The organism is Candidatus Krumholzibacteriia bacterium (genome assembly GCA_035649275.1).
Taxonomy (GTDB): Bacteria; Krumholzibacteriota; Krumholzibacteriia.
Genome location: DASRJW010000064.1, coordinates 26,272 through 38,161 on the forward strand (window position 1 = coordinate 26,272; position 11,890 = coordinate 38,161).

Consider the following 11,890-nt stretch of genomic DNA (forward strand, 5'->3'; position numbering starts at 1 on the left):
AGGTGCCACGGAGCCATGGCGACGCTGCAGACGCAGGAGATGGAGCTCAACATGGGGCCGCAGCACCCCAGCACCCATGGGGTGATCCGCTTCATCCTCCACACCGACGGCGAGGTCATCTCCCAGTGCAAGCCCGATGTCGGCTACCTGCACCGCTCCATCGAGAAGATCGCCGAGCGCTGCACCTACAACGGCTTCATGCCCTACACCGACCGGGTGGACTACGTGGCGGCGATGAACGCCAACCACGCCTACGCCCTGGCGGTGGAGAAGCTGGCGGGCATCGCCTGCTCCCGCCGCGCCGAGCTGCTCCGCATGATCACCGCCGAGCTGGGACGGATCTCGAGCCACCTGATCGCGGTCGGCACCATGGCCATGGACGTCGGCGCGGTGACGCCCTTCCCCTACGCGCTGCGCGAACGGGAGCGGGTCAACGACCTGCTGGAAGAAATCTGCGGCGCCCGTCTCACCTTCAACTACCACCGCATCGGCGGCGTCGGCTGGGACATGCCCGAGGGCTGGGACAAGAAGGTGCGCAAGTACTGCGACAGCTACGACAAGGTCCTGGACGAGTGGGATCGGCTGATCACCAAGAACCACATTTTCGTAGAACGTCTCGCCCGCGTGGTCACCATCAGCGCGGCGGACGCTATCGACTTCGGCCTCTCCGGCCCCAACCTGCGCGCCAGCGGTGTCGACTTCGACCTGCGCCGGGACGTGCCCTACGCCCTCTACAGCGAGATGAAGTTCGACATTCCCGTGGGTGTCGATGGCCTCGGCGTGGTGGGGGACAGCTACAACCGCTTCGTCGTCCGCGTCGAGGAAATGCGCCAGGCTTTGAAGATCGTGCGCCAGTGCGTGGCCAAGCTGCCGGAGACGGCGGGCGAGGACCCGGTGCCGAAGCCGAAGAACTTCAAGGTGAAGCCCAACGAGTGCTACGTGCGCACCGAGGCGCCGCGCGGCGAGATGGGCATCTACGTGGTGAGCGACGGCAGCGACAAGCCCTGGCGCTACCGGGCGCGGACAGGCTCCTTCACCGCCATGGGCATGGTGGAGCACGTGGCGCCGGGGATCCTCATCGCCGATCTGGTGGCCCTGATCGCCAGCTTCGACGTCGTGGCCCCCGAGATCGACCGCTGAGGACGGGCCCATGCAGCAGTACCTGGACAGCCTCATCGCCCGCTGGGGGATCCAGACGGACTGGCAGGTGGCGCTGCTCTACGCCGCCGGCATGCTCGTCTTCGCCTCCCTGATCCTCCTCCTCTGGGTGGCGCCGCTCGCCGGTTTCACCAGCTTCATCGAGCGCCGCATCGCGGCACGCATACAGTCACGGGTGGGGCCGAACCGCGTCGGCCCTCAGGGCATCCTGCAGTGGATCGCCGACGGCCTCAAGTGCCTGCTCAAGGAAGACCTGATCCCCCGGGACGCCGATCCCATCCTGTTCAAGATCGCGCCCTATCTGGTGTTCATGGGCATGTTCGGCACCTTCGCCGTGCTGCCCTTCGCCGAGAAGCTGATCGTCGCCGATCTCAACGTCGGCCTCTTCTACCTGGTGGCGGTGACGGCGTTCATCGCCGTCGGCATCATCATGGCCGGCTGGGCGTCGAACAACAAATGGGCCCTCCTCGGCGGCATGCGCTCGGCCAACCAGATCGTGAGCTACGAGATCCCCTCCGGCATGGCTCTGCTCGCCGTCGTCCTCGCCAGTGGCACCATGAGCACGCAGGGCATCATCCGCGAGCAGGGCTGGCTGCCCTGGGACTGGAACCTGTTCCGTACCCCATTCTTGTTCATCGCCTTCTTCATTTACTTCATCGCCGCTCTCGCCGAGAGCAACCGCACGCCCTTCGATCTGCCGGAAGGGGAGTCGGAGCTCGTGGCCGGTTACAACACCGAGTACAGCGGCATGCGCTTCGCCTTCTTCTTCCTGGCCGAGTGGGCCGAGCTGTATGTGATCGCCGCGGTGGCGACCTTGGCCTTCCTGGGCGGCTGGCAGGTGCCGAGCTTCGTGCCGGACGGCGGGCGCACCCTGGTGCAGGTGCTCTGCTTCGTCTGCAAATCCTTCTTCTGGATGTTCGTGATCATCTGGATCCGCTGGACCCTGCCCCGGGTGCGCGTGGATCAGATGATGGAACTCTGCTGGAAGTATCTCGTCCCCATGGGCTTCGTGGTGCTGGTGGGCACGGCGGTGTGGGAGACCTTCGTGCCGCGGCAGGGAGCGGCGGCGCTCGCGGTGCGCCTGGCGCTCTTCCTCATCGCCGTGGCGGCAGGTGTGCGCTTCATGCTCCGGGTGCGCTACAACCTGCGGGAGTCGGGGGCGCAGGTGCGCCTGAATCCGATCGTGTGAGGTCACCTCCACGGCGGTGAGGCGCGCGTGGAGGGCGAAGGTGAAGGTGGTGTCTGTGGAACGCGACGAGCACAACTTGGGCCACGGGAGGCACCGGCGGTGATTGCGGAGTATCTGGGCCACATCAAGCGCAGCACGACGACCATCTTCGAAGGCATGGCCGTCACCTTCTCGCACATGCTGCGCCAGCCGATCACCACCCAGTACCCGGACCGCACGTCCCGGCCGATGCTGGACCTGATCCCGGAGCGCTACCGCGGCTTCCTCTGGGTGGACCTCGACATCTGCATCTCCTGCTTGTTGTGCGAGCGCTATTGTCCCATCGACTGCATCAAGATCGAGGACGTGCGGATCGACAGGATCCTGGTGGAGTCGCGTCTCGATGGCAAGCCGACGCCGAAGGTCAAGGATCCGGTCCGCTTCGACATCAATCTCTACAAGTGCATGTACTGCGCCCTCTGCGTCGAACCTTGTCCGACCGGAGCCATCTTCTTCACCAAGGAGTTCGAGGGCGCGTCGCCGGATCTGACCGACATGCACCTGCGCCTGGTGGACGAGCAGCGCCGCGTCGACGTGCTGGCGGCGGCCGCGGCGGCGGAGCGCAAGGCGCAGGCGGCGAAGGAAGCGAAGGCCAAGAAGGGCCCCGAGGCCGCCACCTCGGAGGCCACCGACGCATGACCGCGGCGGACGTCTTCTTCTGGATCTTCGCAAGCATGGCGCTCTTGCCGGCTATGATGGTGGTCTTCGCCCGCAACCTGCTTTATTCCGCCTTCTCGCTCCTCTTCACCCTGGCCGGCGTGGCCGGCCTCTATGCCTTGCTCGGCGCCGACTTCCTCTCCGTGACCCAGGTCCTGGTGTACATCGGCGGCATCCTGGTCCTCATCCTCTTCGGCGTCATGTTCACCCAGAGGGTCTATGACCTGAAGGCCGAGGCCATGAGCTTCAAGCGCCGTCGTGCCGCCGCCCTCGGCCTCGTCGTCTTCGCCGCGCTCGCGGCGACGGTTTTCGCCGTGGACTGGCCGCAGGCACCGCGGGAAGTGCAGCCCACCTCGGCCCCCATCGGCAACCTGCTCCTGTCGCAGTACCTGCTCCCCTTCGAGATGATCTCGGTGCTGCTTCTCGTGGTCCTCATCGGCGCCGTCGTGGTGGGGAAGAAGGAGGTGCAGGAGGAGTGAACGTCGGGCTCCAGCATTATCTGATCCTGAGCGCGGCGCTGGCGGCGCTCGGGATCATCGCCATGGTGAGCCGACGCAACGCCATCAGCATCCTCATGGGGATCGAGCTGCTCCTGAACGCGGCGGCGCTCAACTTCGTCGCCTTTTCGCGCTACGGCACGGGGTTGCCCGGGCGCACGCATTTCGACGGCCAGATCTTCGGCATCTTCATCATCGTCCTGGCGGCGGCGGAGGCGGCCATCGCACTCGCCATCATCATCGCCATCTATCATCACCGGAGCAGCATCAACGCCGACGAGCTGCACTCCATGCGGCGCTAGACCAGGGGAGAAGAGAGCGTGCACGAGGGCATGCAGGGGACGACGGCCGGATACCTGTGGCTGATCCCGTTCTTCCCGCTCCTCGGTGCGGTGCTCCACGGTGTCTTCGGCGGCCCGGTGCAGCGCCGCTGGGGGAAGCGCCCGGTGGCCCTGAGCGCCTGCGCCGTCATCTTCGCCTCCTTCGTCCTCTCGGTGGCGGCCTTCCTCCAGCTCCTGCAGGCGGAGCCACGCCTCCTGACCGACAAGCTGTGGACCTGGTTCGCCGCCGGCGACCTGCAGGCCGACTTCGCTTTCATGGTGGACCCGCTCACGGCGGTGATGATCCTGGTGGTGACGGGAGTGAGCTTCCTCATCCACGTCTACTCCACCGGCTACATGGGTGAAGACGCCGGCCACTATCGCTACTTCGCCTACCTCAACCTCTTCGTCTTCGCCATGCTGACCCTGGTCATGGGCGACAATCTGCTCATGCTGTTCATCGGCTGGGAGGGTGTGGGGCTGTGCTCGTACCTGCTCATCGGCTTCTGGTTCACCGATCTGCAGAAGGCGCAGGCGGGCATGAAGGCGTTCATCGTCAACCGCATCGGTGACTGCGGCTTCCTCGTCGGCGGTTTCGCCCTGTTCTGGGCCTTGCAGCGCCACGAGGTGGCGACGCTGAACTTCGCGAACCTGCGCCAGGTGGTGGGGTTGCTGGCGGGGGATCGCATCTTCGGCGTCGATCTCGTGACCTTCGTCACCCTCTGCTTCTTCATCGGCGCCACCGGAAAATCGGCGCAGATCCCTCTCTATGTCTGGTTGCCCGACGCCATGGCAGGGCCGACGCCGGTCTCCGCCCTCATCCACGCGGCCACCATGGTCACGGCCGGCGTCTACATGATCGGGCGGCTCTCCTTCCTCTACAGCATGGCGCCGGTGACGCTCACGGTCGTGGCCGTCATCGGGGCGGTCACGGCGCTCTTCGCCGCCACCATCGCCCTGGTGCAGAACGACATCAAGAAGGTCCTGGCGTACTCCACGGTGAGCCAGCTCGGCACCATGTTCCTCGGCATGGGTGTCGCGGCCTATGGTGCCGGCATCTTCCATCTGATGACGCACGCCTTCTTCAAGGCCTGCTTGTTCCTGGGTGCGGGCAGCGTCATCCACGCCATGCACCACGAGCAGGACATCCGCAAGATGGGTGGGCTGCGCCGCTTCCTGCCGCGGACGCACTGGACTTTTCTGCTCGCGACGTGCGCCATCGCCGGGTTGCCGCCGCTCTCCGGCTTCTTCAGCAAGGACGAGATTCTCTGGCGGGCCTGGTCGAGTCCGCAGGGCAGCCCGGTGCTTTGGGCCATGGGCGCCCTGGGTGCAGGGCTCACCTCGTTCTACATGTTCCGTCTCTTCTTCTCGACCTTCCATGGCAGCTGCCGCGCCGACCCCCAGACCCAGCAGCATTTGCACGAATCGCCGCGCAGCATGACACTGCCTCTCGTCGTTCTCGCCGTGCTCGCCGTCATCGGTGGTGGCGTGGGCATCCCGGCGGCGCTCGGCGGCGGCAATCGCATCGAACATTTCCTGGCGCCGGTGTTCGAAACTGCCGCAGCGCCCGGGGCGGCTGCCGCGGCACACGGGGCGTCCGCCGTGGCGCACGGCCCCGAGCCGCTCGAGTACCTGCTCATGGCGATCTCCGTCGCCATCGCGCTCGCAGGTTTCGCGCTCGCCCGCCGCTTCTACGTCACGGACACGACGTTGCCCGGGAAGCTGGCAGCCCGAGCGCAGGGCGCCTACCGCATGCTCTACAACAAGTACTGGGTGGACGAGATTTACCAAGCCACCGTCGTGGCAGGCATCCGGGCGGCATCGCGAGTCTTCGCCTTCTTCGATGCCTATGTCGTGGACGGCATCGTGAACGGCGCCGGCTACCTCGCCCGGGCCGCCTCCTGGCTCGGTGGAGCGATCGACCGCACCGTCGTGGACGGCCTGGTCAACGGGCTGGGGGCGGCGATCCGTTCCGGCGGCAGCGGCGTCAGCCGGCTGCAATCCGGCGTCATCCAGAACTACGTGCTCGTCGTGTTCGGCGGCGTCATCGTGATCATCGTGGTCATGCGCTTCCTCTGAGGAGAACCGATGCTGAGCTGGCTCACGTTCTCGCCACTCCTGGTCGTCGTCCCGATCCTGCTCACGCCGAGCGAGAAGAAGAACCTCATCCGCTGGCTCGCGGTCCTCGGGACGGTGCCCGCGCTGCTGCTCTCCTTCTACATCTACGCCACCTTCGACCGCACGCTCCCCGGTGTCAACGACCCGGCAGGTTTCCAGTACGTGATCCAGAAGGAATGGATCAGCGCCTTCCACATCCAGTACTACATGGGCCTCGATGGGCTCTCGGTGAGCATGGTGGTGCTCACGGCGCTCCTCTGCTTCCTCTGCATGTTCGCCTCCTGGGGCATCGACCGCGGCCTCAAGGGCTACTTCACCATGTTCATGCTCCTGGAAGTGGGGATGCTCGGGACCTTCGTGTCCCTCGACTTCTTCCTCTTCTACATCTTCTGGGAGATCATGCTGCTGCCGATGTATTTCCTCATCGGCATCTGGGGCGGGCCGCGCAAGATCTACGCCGCCATCAAGTTCTTCCTCTACACCCTGTTCGGCTCCGTTCTCATGCTCGTCGCCATGCTCGCCCTGTACTTCAAGTCGGGCCACTCGTTCAACCTGCTGCAGCTCATGGGCGGTGACTACACGGGCCAAACCGTCCAGCTCTTCGGCCTGACGCTCGGCTTCGCCAAGCTCATGTTCGTGCTCCTCTTCATCGGCTTCGCCATCAAGGTGCCGACCTTCCCGTTCCACACCTGGCTGCCTGACGCCCACGTGGAAGCGCCGACGGCCGTCTCCGTGATCCTGGCGGGAGTGCTGCTCAAGATGGGCACCTACGGCATGATGCGCATCAGCTTCCCCATCTTCCCGGAGGCCACGCAATGGTTCTCCGGCGCGCTGGCCGTCATCGCCATGATCAACATCGTCTACGGGGCGCTCTGCGCCATGGCGCAGACCGACTTCAAGAAGCTGGTGGCGTACTCGTCGATCAGCCACATGGGCTTCGTCTTGCTCGGCATGGCCTCGGGGACGCCACAGGGGATGAACGGAGCGATCCTGCAGATGTTCAACCACGGCACGATCACCGCCATGCTGTTCCTCCTGGTGGGCGTTCTCTACGACCGGGCGCACCATCGCGAGCTGGACGGCTTCGGCGGCCTCATGAGCCGGATGCCGGTGTACGGCAGCATCTCGTCTCTGGCGTTCTTTGCCGCCTTGGGGCTGCCAGGGTTGTCGAGCTTCGTGAGCGAGCTCCTCACCCTTCTCGGCGGCTGGCAGACCTTCCCGGCCATCACCATCGTCTGCACCACGGGCATCATCCTGGGCGCGGCGTACATGCTGTGGACGCTGCAGCGCGTCTTCCTGGGGCCGTTGAACCCGCGCTACGCCGAGCTTCCCGAGATCAACGGCCGTGAGGCGTTCACCCTCGTGCCGCTCGGGGTTCTCGTGATCGTCCTCGGCTTCTACCCGCACCCCGTGCTGGACCTGTTGCGGGTTTCGACGAACCATCTGGTCGATCTCGTCTGGGAAGCTGGAAGGGTGAGCCTGCATTGACGCTGACGAACGTGCAGAGCCTGCGCTACTTCGTGCCGGAGACGGTGCTCTCTCTCGCGATCGTCGCGCTGCTCGTGGTCGACATGCTCGCCGGCGGGCGGCGCCGAGGCTTGAACGCCGCCGTGGCCTGCGCCGGTCTGCTCGCGGCCTTCGTCGCCGCGCTCTTGCAGGTGGGCACGGAACCCGTGGCGCTCTTCGAGGGCATGCTCGTCCTCGATCCCTTCGGCATCTTCTTCAAGCTCTTCTTCATCGCGGTCACGCTCGTGGTGGTGCTCATCGTGCACCCGTACGGCGAGCTCTCCCAGCGCTATCACGGTGAGTCCTACGCGATGATGCTCGGCACCGTGATCGGCATGTGCCTGCTCGCCACCGCGAACAACCTGCTCATGATGTATCTGGCGCTGGAGATGACGAGCTTGCCTTCGTATCTCCTCACCAGCGTGCTGCGGCGGGACACGAAGTCGAGCGAGGCGGGGCTCAAGTACGTACTCTTCGGCGCCGCGGCGAGCGGCGCCATGGTCTACGGCATGTCGCTCTTCTACGGCATGACCGGGACGCTGGCGCTCGGCGAGCTGCGGCAGGCGCTCTTGGCCGGCGGCGTGCCGACCGGGCCACTCCTCGTGGCCACGGTGTTCGTCCTCGCCGGCTTCGGCTTCAAGATGTCCATGGTGCCCTTCCACAGCTGGACGCCGGACGTCTACGAAGGCGCCTCGACGCCGGTGACCGCGTTCTTCTCCGTGGGGCCGAAGGCGGCGGGCATCGCCGTGCTGCTGCGCTTCTTCGCCTCCGGCCTGGCCACCACGCAGGACGGCGTGCGGGTGCCCTTCGCGGGGCTCGACTGGCCTTTCCTGCTCAGCCTGCTCTCGGCGGTGACGATGACGCTGGGGAATCTGGCGGCTCTCCGGCAGAACAACGTCAAGCGCATGCTGGCCTACTCGAGCATCGCCCATGCAGGCTACATGCTCATGGGAGCGGTGCTGCTCACGGACAGCGGCTTCCAGGCGATCATCTTCTATCTCGTCGTCTACGGTCTCATGAACCTGGGGGCGTTCCTCGTCGTCATCGCCTACTCCGCGGAGACGCGGCGCGAGGACTTCGAGCACTACCGCGGCCTCGGCTGGCGGAGGCCGCTGCTCGCGGTGCCCATGGCCTTCTTCATGTTCTCCCTCACCGGGATCCCGCCCTTCGCCGGTTTCGTCGGCAAGGTCTACCTGTTCAAGGCCGTGATCGAGCGCGACCTCTACTGGCTCGCCTTCGTCGGCATCTTGAACTCCGTGGTGTCGCTCTACTACTACATGCGCATCGTGAAGACGATGTACTTGGATGACCCGGGCGAAGCTCCCGCCGAGCCCGTGCGCGTGCCGCGCCTGCACACGGCGCTCATCCTTCTCCTCGCGGTGCCGACCCTCGTCTTCGGCTTCCGCTTCGGCCTCCTGGACCGGCTCTCCAGCTACTCCCTCCGGATCTTTACGGGTTCGTGACCCAGGCCCAGCAGGGCCGCGGTTGCACGTGCCTCGTCGCCGCGTGCCCCGCAGCGCGCGCCCAGCTGCATGCGCCCTGTGCGCTCACCCCGGGCCTCTTGATCCACTGCAGGCGCCCCGGCATACTGCGCCCGCACAGAGGCATGCATCTCACCCGGGCCCAAGGGCCGACACTCGCGGGAGCAGAACGTGGCCATCAAGAACGACCGATGGATCCGCCGGATGTCCATCGAACACAAGATGATCGATCCTTTTGTGGACTACGACGGGAAGAAGCGCGGCACCATCTCGTTCGGGCTCTCGTCCTACGGCTACGACCTGCGCGTCGCCGACGAGTACAAGGTGTTCACCAACGTCCGCAGCTCGCTCGTCGATCCCAAGGAGTTCTCCCAGGATTCCTTCGTGGATTTCAAAGGTGACATCTGCATCATTCCCCCCAACTCCTTCGCCCTCGCCCGCAGTGTCGAGAGCTTCAAGATCCCGCGCAACGTGCTCGGTGTCTGCATCGGCAAGAGCAGCTACGCCCGCTGCGGCATCATCTGCAACATCACGCCGCTGGAACCGCTCTGGGAAGGCACGCTGACGCTCGAGATCTCCAACACCACGCCGCTCCCCGCCAAGATCTACAGCCACGAAGGCTTGGCGCAGGTGCTCTTCTTCGAAGCCGACGAAGAGTGCGAGGTCGCCTACGCCGATCGCTCCGGCAAGTACATGCACCAGGCGGGGATCACGCTGCCGCGAGTCTGACGTGGGAGCGGGCCGAGGCGCGCACGGACGGGCAGGGCATACGGGTCTCCAGGTCCGGTCCGCGCTCGTGAGGGCGTTCACAGGCCGAGGAACTGCATCGTCAGGCCGCAGCAGGCGATGGCCATCCCCGCCAGAGCGTGGGCGTAGCGCTCCCATCCCGCGAGGCGCAGGCGCCCGAGCCCTTCCTGGCCGGCGAGGACGACGACGCACATCGTCCCGATCGTCGCCACCGCGAAGGCCGCGGTCACCAGTGCGGCGCCGCTCAGGCTCTCCTTCGCCATCGGGTACATCAGAAGCGGGATCAGCGCCTCGCACGGTCCGAAGACGAAGATCGTGAACAGGATCCAGGGCGTGATGCTGGCCGTCGTGGCGGGAGCCGTGTCCTTACCTTCGTGAGCGTCGGTATGGTTGTTAACGTGCACGTGGACATGCTCCGCCTCGTGCAGGTGCTCGTGCTGGTGGATGACCCCGCTAGGGTGGGCGTGGATATGGGTGTGCGGCCGGTGCCGGTAGGCGCGGCGCAGTCCCCAGGCGGTGTAAGCGATACCGAAGCCGATCATGAGCCACGCGGCCACCTGGCCGCGGGCGGCTTCGATGAATTCGAGGCGCGAGAGAACGACACCGAGGGCGATGCCGGCGGCTCCCAAGACGACCGAGCCGAGCACGTGCCCCAGACCACACAGGCAGGTCAAGATCAGTGTGCGCCGGCGTGACCAGTGCTGCGCTCGGGACATGAAGATGAAGGGCAGGTAGTGGTCGGGACCGAGAAGCGTGTGGGCGACACCGAGGCTGACCGCCGTGAGGAGAAGGACTGACAAGTCGCCGTTCATGGGCGCAGCCTCGCGGACCTACCGGACCTCGATGCAGTTCGGTCGGCCCGCCCTTTTCGGCGGGCGCCGACGAGCGACCCAACCGCCAGCTAGACTGGAGTTTACACGGAATCCCCGGGGCCCGAGATCCCTCTTCACCCGGGGCGGTCGGGCGCGCTAGAATTCTGGAGTCTGAGAGTCGCGTGGGTCCCATGGGGGAGTCCACGACGGTCCTGAAGGTCGGGCGCCCGAAGGGCCGGGCGGGTTGGGTCCCGCGGATATGGGCACGCCCATGAGGAGGTGATCCAGTGAGTTCTGATCGATGCGGCTCAGTGGAGGTGGCGTCCCTGTCTTAGGGAGCTGCTCAGCGTCCGTGGCGCGGTCGGGTCCCCACAGGGAGACCCAACGCCACCGACACTGGACCTTCGTCGAGGGCCCCGCTGCGCGAGCGGCGGGGCCCTTTCAATTGGGTACAGCCTTCTGAAGCTACCATGGAGAGCTCGGACGGCGCCTGAACCTCGAGGCGCCATGGCAGAGTGAGGGCATCGTGTCCGAGCCAGCGAGACTCGCCGACATTGTGGCGACGTCGAAAGCCGTGCGCGCGACGTCGGGCCGGCTCGAGAAGCGCGCCCGGCTCGGGGAGCTGTTCGCGCGACTCGACCCCGGAGATCTCAGACTCGCCGCCACATTCCTGGCGGGAGAAACCTTACCAGCAAGCCTGAACGTGGGCTGGAGCGCGGTCGTCGCCGCGGAACGTGCGCTCGCGACGCCCGATGTCCTCCCCTTGTTCGCGGCGGTGACGACGCCCGTGTCGACCCCGCAGAGTTCTCCGACGCTGGCCGAGGTCCACGCCGCCTTCGAGGCCCTGGAACGCGTCGAGGGAGCCGGGGCCGCCAAGAAGCGTCAAGGAATCCTACAGCGCCTGTTCGCGCCTCTCGACGCCGAGGAGCGCAAGTTCCTGGGCGCGCTCTTCGTGGGCGAGCTGCGTCAAGGTGCCTCGCGCGCCGTCGTGCTCGAGGCCGTGGCCGATGCCTTCGCCCTCGAGCCGGACGCACTGCGGCGGGCGGTCATGTTCGCAGGTTCGCTGGGCGAGGTTCTGGAGAGAGTCGCCCGCGACGGCGCCGCAGCGCTCGAGCGTTTCGCGCCGCGTCCGGGCGTGCCGGTCGAGCCGATGCTGGCGGCACAGGCCGAGGATCTCGAGGCGACGTTGGCGAAGTTCGGCGGGCGAGCCGCCGCCGAATGGAAACTGGATGGTGTGCGCGTGCAGGTGCACCGGCACGGCCACGAGGTGCACGTGTTCTCGCGGCAACTCCGTGAGGTGTCGGCGCTCACACCGGAGACCGTGGAGCTGGCGCGCAGTCTGCCGGTGCAGAGCGTGATCCTCGAC

The 11,890-nt window shown here is 66.1% G+C and carries 11 protein-coding genes; 10 read left to right on the plus strand and 1 reads right to left on the minus strand.

Annotation, left to right across the window (positions count from 1 at the left end; genetic code table 11):
* The first annotated feature begins 15 nt into the window (after positions 1 to 15).
* From VFE28_06405 to dcd, 9 genes are all read left to right on the plus strand, one after another.
* Positions 16 to 1,140: an NADH-quinone oxidoreductase subunit D gene (locus VFE28_06405; GenBank protein HZM15616.1), complete on the plus strand. Its 1,125-nt coding sequence runs from the start codon at positions 16 to 18 to the stop codon at positions 1,138 to 1,140.
* A 10-nt stretch (positions 1,141 to 1,150) separates the two neighbouring features.
* Positions 1,151 to 2,347: an NADH-quinone oxidoreductase subunit NuoH gene (nuoH, locus tag VFE28_06410; protein ID HZM15617.1), complete on the plus strand. Its 1,197-nt coding sequence runs from the start codon at positions 1,151 to 1,153 to the stop codon at positions 2,345 to 2,347.
* Between the two features lie 99 nt (positions 2,348 to 2,446).
* Positions 2,447 to 3,025: an NADH-quinone oxidoreductase subunit I gene (locus VFE28_06415; GenBank protein HZM15618.1), complete on the plus strand. Its 579-nt coding sequence runs from the start codon at positions 2,447 to 2,449 to the stop codon at positions 3,023 to 3,025.
* Positions 3,022 to 3,522 carry an NADH-quinone oxidoreductase subunit J gene (locus tag VFE28_06420; protein HZM15619.1) on the plus strand — a complete coding sequence of 167 codons (501 nt, stop codon included), beginning with the start codon at positions 3,022 to 3,024 and terminating at the stop codon, positions 3,520 to 3,522. Before VFE28_06415 ends, VFE28_06420 begins: the two co-directional genes overlap by 4 nt.
* Positions 3,519 to 3,842: an NADH-quinone oxidoreductase subunit NuoK gene (gene nuoK / locus VFE28_06425; GenBank protein HZM15620.1), complete on the plus strand. Its 324-nt coding sequence runs from the start codon at positions 3,519 to 3,521 to the stop codon at positions 3,840 to 3,842. Before VFE28_06420 ends, nuoK begins: the two co-directional genes overlap by 4 nt.
* An 18-nt stretch (positions 3,843 to 3,860) precedes the next feature.
* Positions 3,861 to 5,939: an NADH-quinone oxidoreductase subunit L gene (nuoL, locus tag VFE28_06430; GenBank protein ID HZM15621.1), complete on the plus strand. Its 2,079-nt coding sequence runs from the start codon at positions 3,861 to 3,863 to the stop codon at positions 5,937 to 5,939.
* Positions 5,940 to 5,948: 9 nt separating this feature from the next.
* Entirely contained in the window at positions 5,949 to 7,466 is a 1,518-nt protein-coding gene (locus tag VFE28_06435) for an NADH-quinone oxidoreductase subunit M (protein HZM15622.1), read from the plus strand.
* Positions 7,463 to 8,947, plus strand: coding sequence for an NADH-quinone oxidoreductase subunit N (locus VFE28_06440; protein HZM15623.1), 1,485 nt, complete (start codon positions 7,463 to 7,465; stop codon positions 8,945 to 8,947). The genes VFE28_06435 and VFE28_06440 overlap by 4 nt, the downstream gene beginning before the upstream one ends.
* Positions 8,948 to 9,136: 189 nt before the next feature.
* Positions 9,137 to 9,694, plus strand: coding sequence for a dCTP deaminase (gene dcd / locus VFE28_06445; GenBank protein ID HZM15624.1), 558 nt, complete (start codon positions 9,137 to 9,139; stop codon positions 9,692 to 9,694).
* Between the two features lie 77 nt (positions 9,695 to 9,771).
* On the opposite strand, the gene VFE28_06450 is transcribed toward dcd, so the two are convergent.
* Entirely contained in the window at positions 9,772 to 10,524 is a 753-nt protein-coding gene (locus VFE28_06450) for a hypothetical protein (GenBank protein HZM15625.1), read from the minus strand.
* Positions 10,525 to 11,050: 526 nt separating this feature from the next.
* Between VFE28_06450 and VFE28_06455 the strand changes: the two genes are divergently transcribed.
* Positions 11,051 to 11,890 (plus strand): ATP-dependent DNA ligase (locus tag VFE28_06455; protein HZM15626.1); only part of this gene is annotated, 840 nt, incomplete at its 3' end.

What these genes read in the sequence shown, in the direction of transcription:
- VFE28_06405 (HZM15616.1), top strand. Translation starts at nt 16, where the DNA reads ATGGCGACGCTGCAGACGCAGGAGATGGAGCTCAACATGGGGCCGCAG.
- nuoH (HZM15617.1), top strand. Translation starts at nt 1,151, where the DNA reads ATGCAGCAGTACCTGGACAGCCTCATCGCCCGCTGGGGGATCCAGACG.
- VFE28_06420 (HZM15619.1), top strand. Translation starts at nt 3,022, where the DNA reads ATGACCGCGGCGGACGTCTTCTTCTGGATCTTCGCAAGCATGGCGCTC.
- VFE28_06435 (HZM15622.1), top strand. Translation starts at nt 5,949, where the DNA reads ATGCTGAGCTGGCTCACGTTCTCGCCACTCCTGGTCGTCGTCCCGATC.
- VFE28_06450 (HZM15625.1), bottom strand. Translation starts at nt 10,524, where the DNA reads ATGAACGGCGACTTGTCAGTCCTTCTCCTCACGGCGGTCAGCCTCGGT.